Source organism: Pseudoalteromonas byunsanensis (assembly GCF_001854475.1).
GTDB classification, from domain to species: Bacteria; Pseudomonadota; Gammaproteobacteria; order Enterobacterales; family Alteromonadaceae; genus Pseudoalteromonas; species Pseudoalteromonas byunsanensis.
This window is the reverse complement of sequence record NZ_MNAN01000026.1, coordinates 264,987-288,947: the sequence shown is the minus strand read 5'-3', so window position 1 is coordinate 288,947 and position 23,961 is coordinate 264,987. Positions and strand designations below refer to the sequence as shown.

Sequence of the window (23,961 nt, the reverse complement as noted above, 5' to 3'; positions counted from 1 at the left end):
CTAAAATCGATCGATTCTGTAGGGGGTTAAATCAAGAGCGGGTTGTTCACCCATACATAGTTGGCCAACGAGTTTTGCGGTGATGGCAGCTTGAGTCAGGCCTAAATGTTGGTGGCCAAACGCAAATAAAATATTGTCGTGCTTTGGAGACCGGCAAATAATGGGCAGGGAGTCCGGCAAAGAAGGGCGACACCCCATCCACGTTTGTGTCACTTGGCTTTGCTCAAGCCCTTGAACAAGTTGCTGAGCATGGGCAAGTAACATGGTTGCTCGCTCATTTCGCTCTGGTGCATCTAGCCCTGCAAACTCAACAGTACCAGCTAATCGTAACCCTGACTGCATGGGGGTGATGATAAACTGTCTTTCAGCAGATGCAACTGGACGCGATAAAGCACCGAGCTCATTCAACATTGCATGGTAACCACGCTCAGTGTCTAGAGGCACTTTAAAACCTAGCTGCTTTGCTAGAGGCTTGCTCCAAGCACCGGTACACAAAACGGCTTTATCAAACACTAGGTTCTCACCCTTATCAGTTAATAGCTCTACTTGATTGGACTTTGGTGTGATCTCTGTGATCTCAGTGCGCGCAAAAAGGCCTCCATTTTCAACAAATCGTTGATAAATGTGACGACACAATACATGAGGGTCAGTGGTATGCCCAACATCACAAAATAGTAAGGCATGTTTTACATTGCTGCTTAGCGTCGGTTCTAACGCTTGTATTTCTTTGCCTTTTAACCACTTTATTGAAACGCCTTGCGCTTTAAACGCTAGATAGGTTTTTTCTACACGTTTTGATGAACTGGTTTCAAAAGTGAGCAGCGAGCCATTTTTAGTAATGAGTGAGCCATAGTCACTATCAGCGAGTAGCTCTTGGTAAGCTGCCAGAGAGGATTCATTAAGAGCTCTGAGCGCCTGTGTATGTTTTTTAAATGAAGTAGGGCGCATATTCAATAGAAAGCTCAAAAACCAAGGCAGCATTTTCAATGCATAGCGCCAATCAATTCTAAGAGGACCAAGGGGATTAAGCAGCATACCAGGTAGTTTGGGGAGTAACTTTGCGCTGGCAAGTGGAAATACTTGCTCTGATGCAAAGTGTCCGGCATTGCCTTTTGAGCAGCGCTGCGCAATACCGGTTGGGTCAAATAATGTGACTGAAAAGCCTAAATCCTGAAGCCTTTTCGCTGTACATAAGCCGACTATACCCGCGCCAATGACTGCAATATGTTGTTTTTGTTGGGCCATGCATTTTTCCTCTGCGGGATACGATTTGGAAGTTGAACATGAAAATTTACCAAATTGTATCTGTGTATTTTAACCATCGGAAAGATTTTGTTCTGCTAAGCGAAGTGCAATTTAGTCATTAAAAATCAATCTTTTAAGCTGTCAATTGTATTTTTAATAGGGTTAATAAAAATAATTTTTACAATTGAATATTGATTATTGTATACAATATACCTAAGATGGTAAACACAAAAACCAATGAGGAACAAATAAAATGATCGAATGGCAAGGGGTTTACCCAGCAGTTACCACTCAATTCAATGACGACGGTAGTATTAACTTTGAGACAACAAAGAGCATGATAGATGCGCTGATTAACGAAGGTGTACATGGCATCATCGTACTGGGTACTGTCGGAGAAAATTGTTCGTTACGCGCCGAAGAAAAGCGCGATGTTCTAAAAGCTGCAAAAGAAGTGGTAGCAGGCCGTGTTCCTCTACTTACAGGTGTTGCAGAAACAACCACTCAGTTTGCTATAGAGTTTAGCCAAGATGCAGAAGAAATTGGCATTGACGGTTTAATGGTGCTTCCAGGGATGGTGTACCGCTCAACGGAGCGAGAAGCAATTTATCATTATCAACAAGTGGCGCGCAGCATGTCTTTGCCTGTGATGATTTACAACAACCCAGTAACCTATGGGGTTGATGTTTCAATCGAAGGCATGAAGGTACTGGCGAATGAGGAAAATATTGTAGCTATCAAAGAGGCGACGACTGACACTCGCCGCATCACTGAACTACAAAGCGCTTTTGCTGATAGATTTATTATTTTCGGCGGGGTTGATGATATCGCGCTTGAGAGCCTGATGTTAGGTGCGACTGGTTGGATCTCTGGCCTTACCAACGTATTCCCCAGAGAGTCAGTTGCTATCTATGAGCTCGCACGTCAAGGGCGTTATGAAGAAGCAAAAGAGATCTGGCGTTGGTTCTTACCTTTACTCCGTTTAGATACCATCCCGACATTAGTACAGTGTATTAAGTATGCTGAACAATTGGCGGGTCGAGGTTCACAAGTGACGCGTGCGCCGCGTTTGAGCTTGCCTGAAGATGAAAAAGCAATGATCAATCGTTTATACGACGAAGCGATGACGACACGTATTGATCTTAGTAAGTTCAAACTGGATTAACATGTATGCGCAAAGGGACATTCTCATGTATTGATGGCCACACCTGTGGCAACCCTGTGCGCTTGATCACCAGTGGTCACCCCAATTTGCGGGGTGACACAATGAGTGAAAAGCGCCAGCACTTTATGGCTGAGTTTGACTGGATCCGTCAGGCGTTGATGTTTGAGCCTAGAGGTCACGATATGATGTCAGGTTCATTTATTTATCCGCCTACAACCTGTGATGGTGATGCAAGCATTTTATTTGTTGAAACATCAGGCTGTTTACCTATGTGTGGTCATGGCACGATAGGGACTGTGACGTTTGCATTAGAGCAGGGCCTTATTCAACCAACCCACAACAACAAACTGAAGCTTGATACGCCAGCCGGCAGAGTTGACGTTGAGTATTTGATGGAAGATGGCAGTGTGAAGTGGGTCAAACTGTTCAATGTACCCGCTTATCTTGCTCATGAAAATGTCATGATTGAGGTGCCAGAGCTAGGTAGCTTGAAGGTTGATGTCTCTTATGGCGGCAACTTTTACATCATTGTTGAGCCTCAGCCAAACTTTCCGGGAATAGAGCACTGGAATGCAGCGCAGATATTAAAGCACAGCCCCACAGTGCGTGATGTCATTAATCAAACTTTGCAATGTATTCACCCGCTAGATGCAACCGTCAATGGCGCATCGCATGTACTTTGGACCGGACAGCCAAAACATGCGGATTCGAGCGCAGCCAATGCGGTGTTTTATGGTGACAAAGCTATAGACCGTTCACCTTGTGGAACGGGCACGAGCGCGCGAATGGCTCAGTTGTTTGCCAAAGGACGACTTCAGGTTGGACAGTCATTCGTACATGAAAGCTATATTGGCAGTCAGTTTGTGGGCTGTATTGAAGGTGTAACAGAAGTGGCTGGAAAGTCAGCAATTTTACCCAGTATCCGAGGATGGTCAAAAGTAACAGGTACTAGTAACATTAGCGTGGATGATAGTGATCCCTATGCTTTTGGCTTCCAAGTGATTTAACCCAAACGAAATAACAGGAGCAAACCATGGAGATAAGTGGTGCAAGTTACATAGCTGGACAATGGCAAAAAGCCGAAAATGCACAGGCGTTTTTTGGTTTTTCTCCAAAACACAACCAGCCGTTAACAACCCCTATCTACGAAGCGACTTCGCAGATGCTGAACGATGCGATAACCGCGTCGGAGCAGGCATTTGTTAGCTACAGACAAACAAGCTTTGCACAACGTGCCACGTTTTTATTTGCTATCGCGGATGAAATAGAAGCACTTGGTGAGGCATTAATCCATGTGACTCATGAAGAAACGAACTTGCCAATTGCCAGATTACAAGGGGAAAGAGGGCGCACCATTAATCAGCTGCGCGCTTTCGCCCATGCCTTGGAGCAAAGCAGCAATGGGGTTCTTAACTTAGATCAACAAGACAAGGCGGACCCGAACCGAACGCCTTTACCAAAGCCTTATACCAAGTTAAGTCATTTACCGGTAGGAGTGGTTGCAGTCTTTGGTGCATCGAATTTTCCATATGCTTTTTCTACATTAGGTGGTGATACAGCATCCGCGCTGGCAGCTGGATGCCCTGTGATCATGAAAAGTCACACGGCACATCCTGCAACCAGTGAATTGATGAGCAAAGCAATAGACAGGGCAATTACCAAAACGAACATGCCTGCTGGGGTTTTTTCAATGATCCAAGCAAAAAACTATGACATTGCACATCAGTTAGTGGCTGCGGACCCAATCAAAGCAGTTGGCTTTACTGGGTCATTTACTGTTGCTCAAAAATTAATGGATACCATAGGTAAACGTGCTGAGCATATTCCATTTTATGGCGAACTTGGCAGTATTAATCCACAGTTGATTTTTGCCGAACATGCGGCACAGCACAGTGAAGCATTGGCCCAGCAATTATGTCAGTCTTTACTGATGGGTAATGGTCAATTTTGTACAAGCCCTGGATTGTGGGTAGTACCCAAAGGCAGTGATGTGTTTATCGAGACTGCGAAGCAACAGTTAAGTAGTAGTCAGTCCGATACGCTGTTATCACCCAACATTGTGAACAGTTTTAAACAAAGCGTGGAGACACTCAAAGCAACATCGGGTGTAACCTTGTTGGCGCAGGGGCTACTACAACAGCAGTTTCATGCCAATGCCCATTTGTTTGCCACCGATGCAGATACATATTTAGCTAATAGTGCATTGCATGAAGAGGTATTTGGGCCGTGTGCGATGTTGGTTACCTACGAAAACGAAGCGCAATTACTACAGCTTGTGGATAACTTACAAGGGCAGTTAACGGCGTCAATCCATGGTACTGATGGTGATTTTATTAATCATGCTAAGGTGATTGAGTCATTACAGTACAAAGTAGGAAGATTAATTGAAAATCAGATGCCTACAGGTGTAGAAGTATGTCCTTCTATGAACCATGGTGGTCCATTTCCATCAAGCACCGATGTGAGAAGTACGTCGGTTGGTCTAAATGCCATGCTGCGTTTTTTAAGGCCATTGTGCCGTCAACGGGCTGATTGATTGTTGATAAATGTTAAGCAAAAAAAGACCCAGAGCAAAGGGATGCTCTGGGTTTAGGGGATGGCTCATATGAGCCAATGCGTTACTTAAAAACACCTTCTATACATTAGGGAGAAGTAGAAAGTAATTTAAGTGTAGTTAACTATTCACAAAACTTACAAACATATGAAATATATTTAAAGTTAATTTAAATCAATGAGTTAAGCTATATATTCCTATTTAGTCTAAAAATACCCAAAAGATATCTTCAAGTTATACCCAAGTTATTAACTGCGCATTGCTGACTAAATCACGTGGTAAACTATTTTTTACTTTATTCTTTTGCCATTTGCCTAAGCCAACGGGAGCACCACATAAGGTTAAAATAACCTCGCCGGTTTTTGTTGTGGGTTGTGCAAGACGGATGTCTTTTCCTTGAAAATAATCACAGGCTTGTTGTTGGCTCATGGCTAGAGTGTTGTCAGTCGCATGATGACCAAGAGCTGTAGCAAATTCATGCTCTAGACGTACCCCATTTTTGTGAGTTGTACCAATTTGTATGCCTAGTCTTGCGTACTTAATCTTATTTTGTAGTTGCTCTAAAGCATCAGGGAACAGCCATAACTCTTTATCACGGGTCATTAAATTGCCGCTTAATGTTTTGATACCAAAATGCTTTTTGATATAACAATGGAACGTGTTTTGTAATTTCACATCAGTGGCAGTAAATGGGAACGCTCCTTTTTTTATTTTTTGCTCCGGATTGTCCACAGAGCCCGTCTTTTTAAATCTTGCGATAAAAAAGCCCTCACTATCAAAAATCTGTGGCCATACGTGCAAATAACCTTGATCAGTCGTGGCTTTTTCAGCGCCATCAAATAGCTTATCCAATGGCTCTATTTCTATCAGCCCTTTGAACTGTTCTAGCAAGTAAGAGCAGACGGCTTGATTTTCCACAGGCGTGAGTGTACAGGTTGAGTAAACGAGCGTACCGCCTGGTTTCAAAGCAAAAAATGCGCTACGGATAAGCTGTTTTTGAACATCACTTATGTCGATATTTGACTGAAGTGACCAGTTCTTTAGCGCATCTGCATCTTTTCTAACGGTACCTTCACCAGAGCAAGGTGCATCAAGCAAAATGCTGTCGAAGCACTCAAACATATAGTCGCCAAAAATAGAGCCGTTAAAATGAGACAGTGCACAGTTAGCAACACCCATTCGTTTCATATTGGCTGCTAGCACCTTAACGCGTGAGGATGAGAGTTCGTTGGCAATCAATACACCTTGGTTATCCATCATTGCTGCTAATTGTGATGTTTTAGACCCAGGGGCAGCTGCCATATCTAACACAACTTGACTATCCTCAAGAGCTTCAGCTAATGCCATAGGTGGCAACATAGAGCTTGCTTCTTGCACATAGATACAACCACTTAGGTGTAGTTCAGTATTACCTATGGGTAATTTTTCTTCTTCAGCCTCAGGGCGTGTTAGCCAAAAACCATTATCGCACCAAGGTACAGCATCAATGAGCCAATCATTGGTGTGGCAATATTGTTTAAATTCTTCAACCGACATTTTTAAGGTGTTGACGCGTACTGAGCGGCGCAAGGGGCTCTGACAAGCTTTTACGAAATCTTCAATTGTCAGGTGTTCAGGAATATAGCTCTTAACGTCAGCTAAAAAGGACTCTGGGATGTAGGTAGAAGTATTCAAAAAATTTGACCTAGGCGTTGAATTTCACGGCAAGATACTATTTTATCACTGTTTAGTGCTGGGCTAAAAGTCCTTTTAAAACCCAGCGTTTAACTAACTGAAACAATTTTAAGGTGAGACAATACCTGTGATGTTGACATACAGGTATGCAAACCAGGCGATAAAGAAACAGCTACTGGCTAGTGCAAAAGCGATTGTTCTCATCAAAAGGTTTCTACACACGATGTGTTCAAAACAGTGCCAGTAACGAGCAACAACAAAAAATGTACTGACCACAAACCAAAAGTGTCCCTCAATATTTTGTTGGTCTAGCAAGCACAGCAAAACAATAAAGAGAGTTGATTGCTGGAACTGGTTGTCATAGCTATTTCCAGCCAATGCGGTCGTTTGTTCAAAGTTGCTTTTTGCTACAAATTGAATGTCATACACTGAAACACGCTTACTTTTAAAAGCGCAAATGCGTAAGCCTGTTGTCAGCAACCATAAAAAGCACATTAAGAAAATTAAAAACATAATCGGATAGTGAACCCACATAATTACACCCTCTTGTTGAAAACTAAATTTACTTTACCCGAGTTATCAATCGCGTTAACGTGTCATTTATGACATTTTAAACGGTAAAACTGACATATGTATCATGTGGCTATTATTTGCCCTGAAGGTGCTTTAGCAACAGGCATCACGGGAGTAATAGATATACTAAATGTTGCAAATACGCTGGCAAAGAAGTCTGTGTTTAGCTGGCAATTAGTAGGCATTGAGGCCGAAAAAGTCAGGACGAGTCAGGGCTTGGAAATAGCTTGCGATATTAAATTAGCTGACTTGCACAGTGCCGATGTTATGCTGTGGATTGGCAGTCAATTTCAAGGTCAGAAAAAACTATGGCAGGCGTGTAATACATTCGTGCCGTACAGGGAGCATATTAATAAGCTTGCGCAGAGCAGTGAGTATACAATAGCTACCTGTACATCTGTATGTTACTTAGCAACCAGCGGCTTTTTAGATCCCTACCATGTCACCAGTAGCTGGTGGCTTAAGACGTTTTTTCAGCGGTATTTTCCAAAACTGAAAGTCAGTCAGGAAAAAGTGTATTTACAAGATGGCAAGGTGATCACATCTGGGGCTGCACAATGCTACTTTACGATGATGCTTCATTTCATACGTCAAACCTGTGGTATTGAACTTGCGGATGAATTAGCGTCGTGGCTGGCTATTCCTGAACTTACAACTTCACAGCAACCATTTATGCAAATAGGTGCATTTGAGCTACATCAGGACGAACGGTTATTGTTGTTGCAAAATTACATCAAGAACAACTTATCAGGCGCACTGACAGTGGACTCTTTGGCTAAGCAGCTGAGTGTCAGTGAGCGAACGTTGATCAGGCGCTTTCAAAAACAAATAGGACTTACACCTTCTCATTATGTCAGGTTGGCCAGATTGGAAAAGGCAAAGCAACTGTTACGCACCACGCGAATGAATGCAAATGATGTAGCGTGGCAAGTTGGCTATCAAGATATTGGATCTTTCAACCGTATATTCAAGGAGCAATATGGGAAAACACTCAACGAGTACAGGGCACAATTTGGCTAAGTGTCGAGGTTATATTTTTTATTGAACTTTACTTTGGTTGTCGTGATATAGTTTGTCGTGATATTTCGCGAGGTGAGTTATGACTAGTGTAGTTAATCATTTTCTAGGTGATTCAGAGTTGCTATTAAATGCGGTTGGAGAGGGGATTTATGGCTTTGATCTCTCAGGTAATGCTGTATTCGTTAACCCGGCTGCAGAGCGCATGACAGGGTGGCGCGCTGAAGAGTTGCTGGGGAAAAAAATACACCAGTATCATCATCATAGCCATGCTGATGGAACACCTTACCCCGCTGAACAATGTCAAATATATTGCACTATGTTTGATGGAATACGTCGCCATGTAACGGACGAAGTGTTCTGGCGCAAAGATGGGTCGAGTTTTCCAGTTGAGTATACTTCTACGCCTATTTACAGAGATGGCAAGTTGATAGGTGCGGTTGCAATATTTCGTGATGTATCTAAACAACATGAAACAGAACAGGCTTTGCGCAATGCCTTGGATAAAGTCCAGCTATTGAGTGAGCAGCTTCAGGATGAAAATGCATATCTACTCGCTGAACTGAATCAGGACTGGCAGGAGTCTGGTTTGGTGGGCTGTAGTCACATTTTTAAAGCGATGCTGGCGCAAATTGAATTAGTGAGTCAAACCAACAGTACCGTACTTATTCAGGGGGAGAACGGGACAGGCAAAGAGTTGGTTGCCAGGAATTTACATCGTTTAAGCGCCCGCTCTGAGCAACCTTTTGTCCGAGTCAATTGTGCGGCATTTACGCCAAGTTTGCTTGAATCAGAGCTATTTGGTCATGAGAAAGGGGCTTTTACAGGCGCTAACGAACGACGTAAGGGCCGTTTTGAGCTGGCGAATAACGGAACGTTATTTTTAGACGAAGTAGGTGAGTTGTCACCAGAAGCGCAAAGCAAATTATTACGTGTCATTCAAGAACAGGAATTTGAGCGAGTCGGAGGCAGTCAAACTATTTCTGTAGACATTCGTATTATTGCTGCAACCAATCGAACGTTGTGGCAGATGGTAGAGCAAGGAAGCTTTCGTATGGACTTGTATTACAGGCTTAACGTATTCCCCATACAAGTACCAGCGCTTAGAGAGCGAAAAGAAGACATACCTGTGTTGTCAGCCAATATAATTAAGCAGTTGAACAAGCGACTTGGTAAGCATTTTAAAGGGGTGTCGAAAAGTGCACTCAGTAAACTTCAGCGCTATGATTGGCCTGGTAATATTCGCGAATTACAGAATGTATTAGAACGAGAAGCCATTTTAAGTGCATCCAAGCTGTTACAGTTGTCACAACCATTATCATCGCAGGCAACTGCATCATCGAACGAACCCAAGCAGGATTTGTCTTTAGAGCAAGCGCAACGAGCGCATATTCTAGGTGTGTTGGAATCTTGTGTTTGGAAAGTGGCTGGGGTCAATGGTGCAGCAAGTAAACTGGGGTTGAATGAAAGTACGTTACGTTCAAAAATGAAAAAGCTAGGCATTGAAAGAAATCGTGATATTTAGCGTTATTTCGTGATATTTCACGATTCTTGTCTGTGCAGATGATATTAAAGTTATACAAATCAATACTTTAAATTAAGTTTCAGTTTGGTCTGAAAGTTGCAGAACTGCTTGTGTTCGTTATTAACAAATACAAGCAGAAGTATTATGAAGTTTGACATCAAAGAAGAAGACCTCATCATCAAGCCCTATAAACATTCAGGGCCAATTTATATTCGTGAGCAAAAAGGACACTTTCAACGCATCAGGCGCTATCTAAGCTGGTTTCTAATGCTTATTTTTGTTGGCCTCCCTTGGCTCAGCTATCAAGGACAGCAGGCCATTTTGTTTGATGTGGCGCATCAGCAATTTAGGATTTTTGGCGCAACATTTTTACCTCAAGATTTTATGTTGCTGGCGTGGCTGTTTATGGCAGGCGCCTTTGCACTGTTTTTTGTTACAAATTGGTTGGGACGTGTTTGGTGCGGGTTTATTTGTCCACAAACAGTTTGGATGCTGATGTTCACATGGGTTGAACACAAAGTAGAAGGAACGCGTAATCAACGCATTAAGATGGATAAAGGCGGTTGGAATTTAAGTAAAACTCGAAAAAAGCTCACCAAGCATAGCATTTGGCTGTTGATGTCATTGCTCACCGCCACATCTTTTATGGCTTATTTTGTCCCTGTATCAACGCTTTACGCTGATATGTTCACCTTGCAGTGGTCCGGATTAGTTAGTTTCTGGGTATTCTTGTTTACGCTTTGCACCTATGGAAATGCTGGGTTTTTAAGAGAAAAAATGTGTACAGTGGCGTGTCCTTATTCACGTTTTCAATCAGTAATGTTCGACAAAGACACGTTAGTGGTCAGTTATAACTCTTTACGCGGAGAGCAGCGAGGTCGTCGCAAAAGAAAGGATGATCCATCAAAACTCGGCTTAGGTGATTGTGTAGATTGCAATTTGTGTGTTGAAGTGTGTCCCGCGGGAATTGATATTCGCAATGGCCTGCAATATGAGTGTATTAACTGTGGTTTATGTATTGATGCTTGTGATCAGACCATGGACAAATTCGGCTACAAAAACGGGTTGATCAGCTACAAAAGTGAACACCAGATGGCTGGAAAACTCACTAAACCATTTAGATTGAAACTTGTTGGATATGCTGTTTTAACTGGAGTAGTAATTGCTACGATGGCGGTGTGGCTTTCACTTAGAACCCCCCTTGAAGTATCTGTGATAAGAGACCGAAATGTGTTGTATCGTTTAGACTACCTGGGGATAGTAGAAAACCCATACACCTTGAGTATCATCAACAAAACTCAACAGACATTAAGCTACAACATTGGACTAAACGGTTTCTATGGGGCAAACCTTGTTGCGCCAAGCGATATAAAAATCGCGGCAGGTCAAATGTTATTGGTTCCCGTTACTATTACCGCAGATCAGCACAACCTAAAGCATAAAGTTCACAAAGTAACTTTTGTCGTCAGTTCGGTAGAAGACAGTACAATTCAACTTGAAAAAACAAGTTATTTTTATAGTGAATAAGTGAGGAAGGCGCACTTGGCTGTGCGCCTATAAGCGCCTTCTAGACACATTCAGGTGCTACATACAAGGCAAAGAGAAGCCGCACTTAAAAGTGTCTCAAATTAGTCATATTTTAATCATTATCCAGCATGTAAAATATTCGTTTTAAAAGTGTTTACAAACGTGTTCGTACTGCTAGATTTAATTAGCCAGCTATAAAAATTGATAAGATATTTGAGCCCGTTGACAATGGACATGCACGCAATAATGGGCGCTGAGTTTAATATACAATTATATCTATATCCGATAAAATAAAGAGTTGGCGTAACATTTCATCAGCAATACCTACTTATAAAAAGGATAGATCGATATGGTAACGCTAATAGTCAGTGATATATATGGCCACACAGCCAATTTAGACGCCTTTGCCAATGAACTTGTCGGTGGCATTGTCATTTGCTCCCCCTATGATACAAAGCAATCTATACGTCAGCGCGATGAAGAAGACGTGTATACACAATTCGTCAATACTGTTGGTCATGATAATTATATGAGCAAAGTAGAAAGGGCGATTGCACTACACCGTCCCCAGCTTGTTATCGCTTTCAGTGCTGGTGCCTCTGCTGCATGGCGTGCTATAGCACATATGCAAAGTGGTCAGCCTAAAAAACTTATCGGATTTTACCCCGGACAAATTAGAAACTATGTCGATGTTCAACCAAAATGTCAGGTAGATTTGTTGTTTCCACAACAAGAAGAGCATTTTGAACTGACTCCCGTGATACAGACGCTACAGAAAATGGCGAATGTTAATTGTACTCGAACGCGATATAACCACGGTTTTATGAACGCACTATCTAATCAGTTCAACAAATATGCATACCTTCACTATACTCACTTGTGCGAACAGCAAATTGTCATGCTTCAGCACTCACTTGAACAGGAGCAGCTAGAAGTGGATTAACAGGTACAAAATGAAGGAATAAACCATGAGCGAAGAGCAATACGGCACCTACCAGCACTTTCTGGGAAACCCAATCGCCAAACCGCCTTGTAGAATGATTAATGCTATGATGTATGGCTTTTTCATTAAAGGTACATATGTTTCTATACAGAGCTATGTAGATAATACTCTCAATAGCATAAGTAATAGCGAGTTTCATTTTAGAGCTTTGTCCTCGTATTGCTTGCTCACTTTCACCGATATCGAAAATATTGCATCCAAAGTAGAGCCGTTCAGAAGTTACGGCTGGATGCAAGAAACAGACATCATTGTATGGTTGCCAATAGCTCAAATAGACAGTGCAACTAACAAAATGACCCATTTATATTGGTACCCAGCCTTTATCACAGTCAATAATATAAACGCATTGATAAATGGAAGAGAAACATGGGGTTATAATAAGTATCAATGCCGTTATGAAATGCCAGAGTCTCACAAGAAAGCTGATTTTTTCTCGTTAAGCATGGAGACTTTTAACCCTTACAGCCCTGATACAAAAATGGCCTGGCATGAGTTACTAAATATTAAAAGGCACTCAGATGACGATAGTTGGTTTGAAGAGCTATTCGAAATAGGCCATGAAGTGGCTGATTTATTACATTCAAGCTGTGATGAAATCAATATTAGTGCTGATTTACTGAAGCAGTTTCTATCCGGCTTCACACACCCCCAAATGGACCAAATTCTGTTTAAACAATTCCCTGATGGCTTTGCTGAAAATGCCGTGTACAAAGCGGTCGTACATTCTCCTTCAGAAATAAAGCGCATTCATAAAATGGGCTTTTTGAAGGATGAATTTAAAGTAACCATCAACCGTTTGGATGCTTTTCCACTTAACGATATGTTCGGTATCGACATTGGAGAGCAAATGGCCAAACTTCCGTACTATGTCTCTATGGACTTTGATCAAGACGGTGCCTATGAAATCGTCAGCGGCGCGTAATTGTTGAGCAAGGATAAAAATCATGAGTCAAGAAAAAATCGCGATACTCGGCGGTGGAGTATCAGCAATGACGGCTGCGGTTTATTTAACAGAGCAACCCGATTGGCAACAAAAATATGATATCACTGTATATCAATTAGGCTGGCGTTTAGGGGGAAAAGGCGCCAGTGGTCGAAATTCACAGATTGGGGAGCGCATTGAAGAGCACGGCTTACACGTGTGGTTCGGAGCGTACGTCAATTCGTTTCGAGCGATTGAGAATGTCTACAACAAGCTGAACAGACCCAGTGATATGCCATTGAGCACTTGGCAGGATGCGTTTAAACCTCATAGTTTTGTAGTGCTTGAAGAGTACATAGACAACGAGTGGGAAACGTGGCCAATTGACTTTCCAGTGATCAACGGCAACCCGGCTGATGGTACATTGGATCTCCATTTTTGGCAGCTTATAGAGCTTGCGATCGCCTGGCTTAGAAAGTTTATCGGAACGTTGGAGACGGAAATTTCAAAGCATCACAAACAAACCCGATTGCAGACCACGAAACGTCGAGATCGTAGTTTGCTCCAACATTTGGCGTCGCAAGTTAGCAGCGCATTTGACGACATTGAAGACGATGTCCATGATTTTTTCCAAAGTGCGCACGACGAGCTTAGAGAAATTTGGTCGACTCCAGGCCTTTTGGGTCAACAATTACAGCGCTTAGTTTCCTTGCGTGCCGCAGATAAAGATATGAGCAACAGCAAAGATAGGCTAGTTGTATGGTATGTGGTCCGAAAACTAAAACGCTGGCTTAACAGTGAAGCATTAGAGTTGTTAGATGAGAATCCAAACATCCGTAGAGCCTATGTTTGTGCCGATCTTGGAATCGCGGTGGTTATAGGCCTTTTGAAAGACCGAGTCTTTGCTAATGGGTTTGGCAGTATCAATGATATCGACTTTAAAGATTGGCTTGCAAAAAATGGTGCAAACGAGCACTACACCGTTGAGTCAGCGCCTGTTAGAGGGTTCTATGACTTGGTATTTGGCTACGTAGATGGTGATTTTTCCAAAGGTGATGTAGAAGCCGGTGTAGCTACCTTGGCGATGTTAAGGCTAATGCTTTGCTACCACGGTGGAGTCATGTGGAAGATGCAAGCGGGAATGGGGGATGTTATTTTTGCTCCGATCTACGAGTTGCTACAAAGCCGAGGTGTGAAATTTGAGTTTTTCAATGAGGTTAGCTCATTACGGCCAGGTATAAACGAGCAAGGAAAAGATGTCGTAGAACAAATACATATAACACAGCAAGTTACCTTGGTAGATGAATCTTACCAGCCTTTTGTATTCGTTAAGGGTCTTCCTTGTTGGCCCAGCAAACCCTTGTTAGATCAAGTGCTCCCAGAGCAAGCACAATTAATTCGTGATCATGATATTAACCTAGAATCGTTCTGGTCAGATTGGCCTAGTGTTTATCAACAACAGTTCGGCAATCCGTTACCTACCAAAACGCTCAAGCGTGGCGTTGATTTTGACAAAGTTATTTTTGGTATTTCTGTGGCTGCATTGGAGCACCTATGCCCTGAGCTACTTCAATTAGATAACAAGTTAAAAGGACAAGCAACAAAAGTGAAGACCGTTGCCACACAGGCATTCCAATTATGGCTGAATAAAACCGATGAACAATTGGGTTTCAACTATTCTCCACCCAGTGAAGAGCGGCCAATATTGAGTGCGTTTTCGCAACCATTTGATACTTGGGCGGCGATGTCAAATTTATTAAGTGTTGAAGACTGGCCAAGCGATGGTCCTGATAATATTGCTTATTTTTGCAGTGCATTTACATGTGCAGACTATCCACCGCGCAGTGAGCATAATTTTGTTCATGAACAGACGGCAAAAGTTAAAGCTAACGCAATTGAGAAATTACAAAGCCAAATGCAGCCTCTTTGGCCTAATGCTTACAACGACAGTAACCAATTTAATTGGTCTGTGCTGTATGCGCCAGCTGGAGAGTTAAACATTGCTCGGTTTAATTATCAATACTGGCGTGTCAACGTTGACCCCAGCGAGCGTTATGTGTTGTCGGTAACGGGAAGTAGTCGATATCGCTTAGCAACCGATGGTAGTATTTTTGAAAACCTTTATCTGACAGGGGATTGGATAAAAACAGGTGTCAATGCAGGTTGTGTTGAGGCAGCAGTGATGGCTGGTATGCAAACATCTCGAGCAATATGTGGATTACCTAATGAAATATCAGGAGAAAATGGTTTCGAACCTGATGGGGCATAGAAAGTAAATATGTACCCCATATATTCTTGGTGGGAGATCTGTAAATAGACTATACTTTTTTGCACTAACTTAATGAATTGTATAAAAGAGTAAGGATATGAAACAGACTCTCCCATTGAGCCTTGTATGTTCCGCAGTTTTAGGCGTATTAAACTTACCTGTTTTTGCCACGGATGATCAACAAATTGAAGTGATTGAGGTTTATGCTCAAAAACGAGCACAATCTCTTAATGATGTAAGTGTATCAATCACGCCAGTAAAAGGAGACGAGCTAGGCGTCGCTGGAGTCAAGGATTCTACTGAGTTAGGTAGCTTTGTAACCAATATGAAGGTGAGCCAAAATGCCGCAGAGGGCACTCCTCCAGCTATCAACATTCGGGGGGTTGGCTTACTGGATTACAACACCGCGAATACCTCACCTGTAGCTATGTACGTAGATGGTGCTTCGGTGGGGTCAGCGAATAATCAACTTGTTAATTTCTTTGATATTGAACAAGTAGAAGTATTAAAAGGCCCACAAGGTACCTTATTTGGCCGTAACAGTACCGGTGGAGCTGTACTTATCCGCAGTAAACGTCCAGATGCTGGCACTTATGGTGAACTAACTCTTGGTATCGGCAGTGACCAATGGGGCAAAATACAAGGAATGTATAACACCAGTCTTAATGATGAGTCAGCAGTTCGAGTTGCGCTCAGCCATGTTAAATATGATTACACCACATATAACCTTCACCCAACCGCTCCAGAAGCCAATATGGAACAGTCTGACCTTAGATTAAGCTACTTTGGACAATGGGACAAATTCAGTGTTTATCTAAAAACTAATTACAGTCATTGGAGTGGCATCGTACAGCCAGTAGGTAATATTGGGGCGATTAAGAACCCACAGACGCTTGAGTTTTGTTCGCCACAAGAGGCCGCATCTGGACAATGTACAGATTTGTTTGGCTTTAATGATGGTAGTGATGATTTTTGGGCTGTAAATGTAAACAACGACTCTCCCCATCACAGTATTGGTAAAGGGTGGACTGCAGAAGTGGAATATCAGTTAAGTGATAAGTCCCAACTGGTATGGATAAATGCCTTTAGCCGACTAAATAGAGAACATGCTTTTAACTGTGATGGTTCACCATTACAGGCATGTGAAGGGAACCTAGGACTAAAGACGGAGTTGCTCAATAACGAGCTACGTTATCACAGAGAGTATGAACAGGGCTATTTAACTTCGGGCTTGTTCCATTTGGATGAGCGGATCTACCAAGATAACTACAATGACATTCTGCGCGTTCTCAGGGGGACTGAAAACGGGGGAAACTCAGCTACATTCATGTACGACAATGAAATACGCACTAAGGTGCTGGCAGCATTTGCGCAATATGAATGGCAGTGGCGCTCAGACACAGCTGTTACATTCGGATTAAGATATAGTGATGAAGTAATAGAGTATGACTCACTTTCGCACATTAGTGTGGTCGATCCAAATAGTATGAATGATGTGGTGCTGCCGTTTTATCATGTAATAGGACGCAATGATGATAATGGGTTATCGGGTAAATTTGCAGTTAATTACACGTTTGACGCAAATAAAATGCTTTATTATAGCTTTGCAAATGGGTTTAAAAGCGGCGGTTATAACGGTGGGTATCTGTCGAGTCCTGAGCAAGCAGAACAAGCAGATTACGGTGCTGAAAAGTTAAATGCGCATGAAATTGGTACTAAGTTACTATTTGTTGAACAAAATCTTAGATTAAATGCCGCTTTATTTTATTACGATTATAAAGACCAACAAGTATTTATGAATCAGCCTTCCAAAATACCTGGGGCCGTGCCATTGCAATTACTCGAAAATGTTGCTGATTCAAAAATTTACGGAGCTGAGGCTGACTTGTTCTTTGAACCAACGGAACAGCTTGAAATACAGCTTGGAGTTGGCTATATCCCACACGCTGAATTTGAAGAGTTTATAGACCCTGTAGGTGTCTCACTGACGGATAACCGCCTTCCATTTACCTCAAAATGGAATATTAATGGTGAGGTCTCATATTCATACAGCATTGCTTCGGGTACTCTCAAAACCAGCCTTGGCTTTGATTACCAATCAGAGTATTACTTTGACCAGTTACAGACAGATTATGCAAAGCAAGATGGCTACGTATTGTGGAGGCTCAATGCCCACTATGAAACACAAAAGTGGCAGGCTAATATATGGGCAAAAAACTTGTTTGACGAAGAATATAGCCATTTAAAGTTCGATTTACGTAATTTTTTAGGTATGCTTGAAGACTTTAAAGGGGAAGGCCGTCGGGTCGGGCTTGATGTGAGTTATCGATTTTAAGATAAAGGTTAAACTAATGAAGGTTTAACAGTGCTTATTGTAAGGCACTTATAAAGCTAAGGCATCTTATGCGTTCATTGATAAGAATACTGATTTACATTGTCGGCTCTGTTTTTGCGAACTTTAGTGCCGCTGATGTTTTTGAGTATTCGATAGATAAACAAGATGTTAACTTGCACGATCACGCACGCTTACTAGTTTCTGAGGATAGCACGCGCTTTCCTGCTGATTTCAACGCGGTGGATGAATGGGCCAATAATTTAAAACCATTACCATCGCGGGCGTTGTTTTCTGGTAGATATTGGCTAGTTACTCAAATATCTAACAAATCTAACTTAAATGATTTGGTGCTTTATCCTTATAATACTGTATTGGCAAATATTGAAACGAGAATATACAGTGAGTCTGGTGAAGTTCAGCGTTATTTCTCTGGTGGCAAAAACCAAAATGAGTTTGCATTTCATTATGGCAATACGATACACCTGAAGCCCAACATAAATTATTACTTAGTTACTGTATTTGAAAGTGATTTTTTCTATACACCGACAAAGTTAGTCATCAAACCTACAAAAGACTTTAATCAGTTAGTTGTTAGAGAAAACCTACTAATGACTCTGTGTTTTAGTGTCGGCATTATTTTGGGTCTATATAACTTACTGATTTACATAGGCTCAAAGGATTTGACCCATCTTTACTTTGCGTTATTCGCAGCCGTTTGGGTATATAGTTGGAGTCACTTCTTTCATATTTCAGACCAGCTATTTGGTGTCTACTCTGCACACTTGCATTGGCTTGGTTTTACATTAGCGCCGATCACGAACATTCTATTTTATAATAGCTTATTGAAATTAAAGGAAAAGCATCCAAATCTGTCAGTTACGTCAATCTGGTTAGGAATTATTTCTGCTTTGGGATTACCATTTAGCATCCTATTCCCTGGCTTTGGATTTTTATGGGCCACAGTGATGACTGGCAGTGCACTGTGTTTAGGCATGTATATAGGCATTTTGCGTATGCTAGAAGGCTTTAAACCTGCACGGTATTTTGTACTTGCATATATAGCGATGATGGTGCCAAACATGATTGGTAATTTAACCAACTTGGGAATTTTACCGCCATCAACACTAAATTTGTATTTACTTGGCCTATTTGGTACCGCGTTGGATGCGATGTTACTTGCATTTGCAGTTGCTGATAAATTCAGACTCACCAATGAAGAAAATGTTGAGTTGAACAAAAACCTAGAAAATAAGGTGCTCAAACGTACCTATGAATTAGAGCAACTAGCGTCTCAACTTAGGGATGCTAGCGAATCCAAGAGCCGCTTTTTAGCCAACATGAGTCACGAGATCAGAACCCCAATGACCTCCATCATTGGCTATGCTGATGGCATTATACTTGGCGATATAAAACCCCATGAGAGAAATCATGCGATTAATGTCATTTTACAAAACTCACGACATGTTTTGGGTTTGATAAACGATATTTTGGATATGTCGAAGATAGAAGCTAACAGGTTAGAGATTGAACTCATCGAAGCCAATTTGTTCAAGTCGATTACTCATGTTGAATCTTTATTGGGCAAACAGATCAGAGATAAAGGACTCGAGTTCGAGCTACATTATACCTTTCCGTTACCTGACTTTATTGTGATAGACCCAACTAGACTAAGGCAAATCTTGTTGAATTTGACTTCCAACGCCTTGAAATTTACCTCAGTTGGCAAGATCACCTTAGAGGTAGCGTGTTCAGAAGATGTGCTGAAAATATCTGTAAAAGATACGGGAATTGGCATGACATCAACTGAGCAAAAAGAGCTCTTTAGCGCATTTTACCAAGCAGATTCGTCCACCTCGCGTAAGTATGGAGGTACGGGGCTTGGACTCAATATTTCTAAGAATTTGGCGAACAAACTCAACGGCGACATAACAGTAGAAAGTGAAGTTGGCTCGGGGACGACATTTACTCTAACACTGGGACTATTCACAACAGAAAATACGCGTTGGGTACACAGTTTAGAGGAAGCTACGCTGAGTCAATCACCTGTTTGCGACATTCACCAGAATGAAAAGAACCGAGAACTCAAAGGAGATGTATTACTCGCTGAAGACCATAGTGATAACAGTCGGCTTATACAGCGTATTCTTGAAAGAATGGGGTTAAATGTTACTGCTGTTGAAAATGGTCAACTGGCGGTTCAAGCAGTGCTAGATAAAGATTTTGACCTAATATTGATGGATATACAGATGCCAGTAATGGATGGAGAGCAGGCGCTGAACTTTATACAAGCAACAGGGTGTACCGCACCGATCCTCGCTTTAACCGCAAATACTATGCAGCATGAAGTAGAACGATACCTTAAACTTGGGTTCACTGATCATCTAGCTAAGCCAATTGACAGGGATGAGTTTAATAAAAAAATAGGTCACTATCTTCATATTGCGGTTTCGGATGACATTGATATTCCAAACGATGAATTTGAGCAACTTAAAAGTAAATATATTTCAGGGCTTTATGAGCAAAAAGTACAGATCCAAAATCAAATGAAATATCACGATATCGATGGTTTACGTCGCTCTATACATGCTGTGAAGGGCACTGCGGGTATGTTTGAATGCACAGAAATACAAAATATAGCTACTCAAATAGATAAAATGCTCAAAGATGAATTTGACAATGGTGAGCTTGAGCAACAAGTAAGTGAATTGATCCTTGCAATGGAGCGCGCCATTCAACCAACCGGTCACAGTAAGGTCGTGATCTGAGTGCTAAGTTAGTGTTTTGTATAGCCAGCCACTAACTTGTCTATCTCGGGTTGCAGGTGAGTGATAGCCTGATTAATATCACTCAGCAGAGCCAAATTGCCTTCGCTACGTCTTAGTAAAATATGTACTTGATTATCATGAACAACATAAGGCCAAGGCTTTATTTGCTCATAACCTCTGATTTTTGTAATGTACAAGCCCGTTATCAAGTCATCAATAATAAAATCAACGCGTTTTTTAACGAGCATATCAGATCGCCGATTCGCACTGGAAATTCCTACTAATTGCTGTTGATACTTGGAATTGCGTGCTAATGAAGCGAGCTCTTCACCATAGAATGAACCAATGCTTAGACCAATGCTTTTTGCCTCATCCAGTAACTGGACAATACTATCTATTGGCCTCGCAGGTGACGTACTGAATAATCTCATTTTCTCTTGTCGGTAGGGTTTGGAAAAATACCCATACTTCTCCCGTTGAGGTGTATAGCTAACCATGACAGCGACATCGATTTGTCCGCTTTGCATCTGTTCCAGCGCCCGTGCACTTGAGGGAAGCTTCACATAGGTTAAGCATACATTAATGCTAGAGAATACCTTTTTCGCGATTTCAATATCCAACCCGGCAGCCTTATCATTATCAAAGTAGGTTAAAGGTGGCCAGTCATCTACCATACCAAGTTTAACACTCTGTCGGCATTGCTGCGCTTGAGAAGTGGGGATAAGCGATAGTGCTAAAATTATAAAGAAGAATTTGTATACTGCCACATTAAGGGACTCATATCGCAAAGGTGGTAAGTCTTAGTTTAGTCTGTATTTTTTTAGAAATCATAAATTTAGTTGCGTAGAATTGCAAGGGTATAAAGCAATGTTCCAGTTCAACGGATTTACTTGTATTCCCAGCTAGCCCATTCATAATTGCTCAAAAATTAAAAATACAGATTTTGATCATGGGCATTGGAGAAGCGGCAGCAATACTGGCAGCAGGAGTGTGGGCAAGCTCCACCATTTTATATAAACGCTTTAGTCATCATTTATCACCGCTGGAGTTAAACCTCTGTAAAGGGGTAGTCGCGGGTTTGATGATGCTGGTTGTTATTTTAGCCATGCAGGACTGGCGAGCCCCGATGCAAGTTAATAGCTGGTATTGGTTAGTAGCCAGTGGCGTTTTGGGTATTGCAATAGGAGATAGTGCATATTTTGCAGCGCTGCGTAATATTGGCGCCGCACGAACATTAATAGTTGAGTCTTTCGCTCCGGCGATTGCTGGGTTGCTCAATATTTTCCTTTTAGGCGTATATCTGTCGCTTCAAGCTTGGTTGGGTATAGCTATTACCACACTGGGAGTACTTATCGCGGTTAAGCCAAAACAACTTTTGCCGACGGTTGAAAAGCAACTATATTACAAAGGGTTAAGCTTTGCGCTATTAGCAGCGTTATGCCAAGCAGCAGGAATGGTAATGTCAAAGGGGGCGATGCAAGAGCAAGGGGTTAGCAGTCTTTGGGCAGCTATTATTCGCTTGCTTAGTGGTACCTTTGTAGTTGCGATAGTTGTAGCTTGGATGAGGGAGCACAGCGTTGGTAAAGCGGTTCAAATGAGCGGAGTGGAGGGAAAACGCTGGTTATTTTTTGCGATCTTTTTTGGTACTTTCATCGGATTGTGGTTGCAATTAGTATCGGTCAAATATACAGATCCCGCTATTGCTCAAACTATTTTTGCGACTGCGCCATTGATGGTCATGACAATAGGTTTTATGAAGCGTGAACCTGTAACATTTAATATGGCGTTGGGAGGTTGCATAGCACTAACTGGTGTAGCTGTACTATTACTTGGGTAAAGGCATAACTCTCAATAAGCGTTAAAAGAGCTCATTGAGAGTGTTTGTTCAAGGTACTTGATTGGTTAGCTGGGTATTACCTTGCGCTACTTCATTTAAATTAAATAATGTTACGGCGGCAATTTGCTCCAATGCTTCTTGAGTGAAAAAGCCCTGATGGCCAGTAACTAGCACATTTGGAAAGCTAATTAACCGAGAGAATATATCGTCTTGAATAATTTCATCACTGCGATTTTTAAAAAATAACTCAGATTCCTGCTCGTAAACATCCAGACCTAAATAACCTAATGTACGATTCTTTAATGCTCGGATACAGGCGGAAGTATCAATTAATGCCCCACGACTGGTGTTTATCAACATTACACCATGCTTCATCTTGGCAAACGCATTGTCGTCAATCATATGATGGGTATTAGTATTTAGTGGGCAGTGCAAGGTGATAATATCACTTTGCTCTAAAAGCATATCCAGTGAAGTGAGGGTATATGAACCTTCCCCAACATTTGGGTCATAAACCAATACATTTGCGCCAAAACCATTAAGTATAGATATTAATGCTTGACCAATCTTGCCCGCTCCAATGACACCAACTGTTTTATTGTGTAAGTTAAAGCCCAGCAAACCATTTAAATCAAAATTATCTTCGCGTACACGATTATAGGCTTTATGTGTTTTGCGACTTAGAGTGAGCATCAATGCTATACAATGTTCCGCGACAGCTTCTGGGCTATAAGCGGGCACTCTAACGACTTTAATGTCCAGTGCATTAGCAGCTTGGATATCCACATTATTAAACCCAGCACAGCGCAGAGCTACAGCTTGAATACCATATTCAGCGAGTTTTGAAAGTACCGCTTCATTTATGCTGTCGTTAACAAAAACACACACTGCATCAAAACCTTGGCACAATGAGACGGTTTGTTCGTTCAGCGATTCTGTAACATAATGAAGTTCTATGTCAGGGTGTTTGTTCAGTGCCTGTGAGAAGAATGGTTTTTCATAGTTTTGCGAACTGAATAGGGCTACTTTCATCATTTAATTGGCTCTCAATCACGGGTTTTAGGGTGTCAGGTTTTGTTCTCGGTGCATATCGAGAAACTAACTCTCCCTGAGAGTTTACTAAAAACTTGGTAAAGTTCCATTTAATCGCTCGGTTTTGTGCTATTCCTCTTGTGTTAGATTTCAAATAGTTAAAAAGAGGATGCGCGTCAGGACCATTAACTTGAACTTTGTCACAGACTTTAAATGTCAGACCAAAATGACTTTTATAAAACTCATGCAGCATAGCCCCTTCAAGAGGTTCATTGCGGCCAAATTGGTTACAAGGAAACGCTAAAATCTCAAAGCCATATGCTTTGTACTGACGATATAGTTTTTCTAATGCACTGAGTTGACCTGCAAAACTACATTTACTGGCGATATTCACTAACAATACGGTTTTGCCTTGAAGCTGTTTTAATGCGAGAGTCTCGCCATTAATAAGCCCAACGCTGTATCGATGTATAGTTTCCATAGCGTTTAGACTCCTTGCTCGCTAGTTTTGATGATAA

Annotated in this window: 18 protein-coding genes; 12 read left to right on the top strand and 6 right to left on the bottom strand. The window is 41.7% G+C overall.

Annotation, left to right across the window (positions count from 1 at the left end):
• On the bottom strand, positions 1-1,245 hold the full coding sequence (locus tag BIW53_RS04895) for an NAD(P)/FAD-dependent oxidoreductase (protein ID WP_070990738.1): 1,245 nt from the start codon (positions 1,243-1,245) through the stop codon (positions 1-3).
• A gap of 253 nt (positions 1,246-1,498) precedes the next feature.
• Here BIW53_RS04895 and BIW53_RS04890 point away from each other — a divergent pair, with 253 nt between their 5' ends.
• The 3 genes from BIW53_RS04890 to BIW53_RS04880 are packed head-to-tail and all read left to right on the top strand — an operon-like array spanning position 1,499 to position 4,946.
• Positions 1,499-2,410, top strand: a complete 912-nt coding sequence (locus tag BIW53_RS04890; RefSeq protein ID WP_070990737.1) for a dihydrodipicolinate synthase family protein — start codon at positions 1,499-1,501, stop codon at positions 2,408-2,410.
• A 5-nt stretch (positions 2,411-2,415) separates the two neighbouring features.
• On the top strand, positions 2,416-3,417 hold the full coding sequence (locus BIW53_RS04885) for a 4-hydroxyproline epimerase (protein ID WP_070990736.1): 1,002 nt from the start codon (positions 2,416-2,418) through the stop codon (positions 3,415-3,417).
• A gap of 26 nt (positions 3,418-3,443) precedes the next feature.
• Positions 3,444-4,946 (top strand): aldehyde dehydrogenase (NADP(+)), encoded by a 1,503-nt coding sequence (locus BIW53_RS04880; protein ID WP_070990735.1) that lies wholly within the window; start codon positions 3,444-3,446, stop codon positions 4,944-4,946.
• A 252-nt stretch (positions 4,947-5,198) separates the two neighbouring features.
• Here BIW53_RS04880 and rsmF read toward each other — a convergent pair whose 3' ends face one another.
• Complete coding sequence (gene rsmF, locus BIW53_RS04875) at positions 5,199-6,638, bottom strand: 16S rRNA (cytosine(1407)-C(5))-methyltransferase RsmF (RefSeq protein WP_070990734.1); 1,440 nt, start codon at positions 6,636-6,638, stop codon at positions 5,199-5,201.
• A gap of 108 nt (positions 6,639-6,746) precedes the next feature.
• A complete protein-coding gene (locus BIW53_RS04870) occupies positions 6,747-7,172 on the bottom strand; it encodes an MAPEG family protein (protein ID WP_070990732.1) in 426 nt (141 codons plus the stop codon).
• Between the two features lie 105 nt (positions 7,173-7,277).
• Here BIW53_RS04870 and BIW53_RS04865 point away from each other — a divergent pair, with 105 nt between their 5' ends.
• From BIW53_RS04865 to BIW53_RS04830, 8 genes are all read left to right on the top strand, one after another.
• Positions 7,278-8,231, top strand: coding sequence for a GlxA family transcriptional regulator (locus BIW53_RS04865; protein WP_175442091.1), 954 nt, complete (start codon positions 7,278-7,280; stop codon positions 8,229-8,231).
• 79 nt (positions 8,232-8,310) lie between these two features.
• Positions 8,311-9,753, top strand: a complete 1,443-nt coding sequence (locus BIW53_RS04860; protein ID WP_070990729.1) for a sigma-54 interaction domain-containing protein — start codon at positions 8,311-8,313, stop codon at positions 9,751-9,753.
• Positions 9,754-9,897: 144 nt separating this feature from the next.
• A complete protein-coding gene (gene ccoG / locus BIW53_RS04855; protein WP_070990727.1) occupies positions 9,898-11,280 on the top strand; it encodes a cytochrome c oxidase accessory protein CcoG in 1,383 nt (460 codons plus the stop codon).
• Between the two features lie 349 nt (positions 11,281-11,629).
• On the top strand, positions 11,630-12,223 hold the full coding sequence (locus tag BIW53_RS04850) for a hypothetical protein (protein WP_070990726.1): 594 nt from the start codon (positions 11,630-11,632) through the stop codon (positions 12,221-12,223).
• A 25-nt stretch (positions 12,224-12,248) separates the two neighbouring features.
• On the top strand, positions 12,249-13,205 hold the full coding sequence (locus BIW53_RS04845; RefSeq protein WP_070990725.1) for an acetoacetate decarboxylase: 957 nt from the start codon (positions 12,249-12,251) through the stop codon (positions 13,203-13,205).
• Positions 13,206-13,227: 22 nt separating this feature from the next.
• Complete coding sequence (locus BIW53_RS04840) at positions 13,228-15,474, top strand: NAD(P)-binding protein (protein ID WP_070990724.1); 2,247 nt, start codon at positions 13,228-13,230, stop codon at positions 15,472-15,474.
• A 97-nt stretch (positions 15,475-15,571) separates the two neighbouring features.
• Positions 15,572-17,809: a TonB-dependent receptor gene (locus tag BIW53_RS04835; protein ID WP_070990723.1), complete on the top strand. Its 2,238-nt coding sequence runs from the start codon at positions 15,572-15,574 to the stop codon at positions 17,807-17,809.
• 68 nt (positions 17,810-17,877) lie between these two features.
• On the top strand, positions 17,878-20,574 hold the full coding sequence (locus BIW53_RS04830; RefSeq protein ID WP_070990722.1) for an ATP-binding protein: 2,697 nt from the start codon (positions 17,878-17,880) through the stop codon (positions 20,572-20,574).
• Positions 20,575-20,582: 8 nt separating this feature from the next.
• On the opposite strand, the gene BIW53_RS04825 is transcribed toward BIW53_RS04830, so the two are convergent.
• On the bottom strand, positions 20,583-21,341 hold the full coding sequence (locus BIW53_RS04825; protein ID WP_139158779.1) for a substrate-binding periplasmic protein: 759 nt from the start codon (positions 21,339-21,341) through the stop codon (positions 20,583-20,585).
• Positions 21,342-21,523: 182 nt separating this feature from the next.
• On the opposite strand from BIW53_RS04825, the gene BIW53_RS04820 reads away from it, so the two are divergent.
• On the top strand, positions 21,524-22,411 hold the full coding sequence (locus BIW53_RS04820) for a DMT family transporter (protein WP_070990721.1): 888 nt from the start codon (positions 21,524-21,526) through the stop codon (positions 22,409-22,411).
• Between the two features lie 48 nt (positions 22,412-22,459).
• Here the strand turns inward: BIW53_RS04820 and BIW53_RS04815 are convergent, their stop codons facing one another.
• On the bottom strand, positions 22,460-23,443 hold the full coding sequence (locus BIW53_RS04815) for a 2-hydroxyacid dehydrogenase (RefSeq protein ID WP_070990951.1): 984 nt from the start codon (positions 23,441-23,443) through the stop codon (positions 22,460-22,462).
• On the bottom strand, positions 23,409-23,924 hold the full coding sequence (locus BIW53_RS04810) for a glutathione peroxidase (RefSeq protein WP_070990719.1): 516 nt from the start codon (positions 23,922-23,924) through the stop codon (positions 23,409-23,411). Before BIW53_RS04810 ends, BIW53_RS04815 begins: the two co-directional genes overlap by 35 nt.
• Positions 23,925-23,961 lie beyond the last annotated feature (37 nt).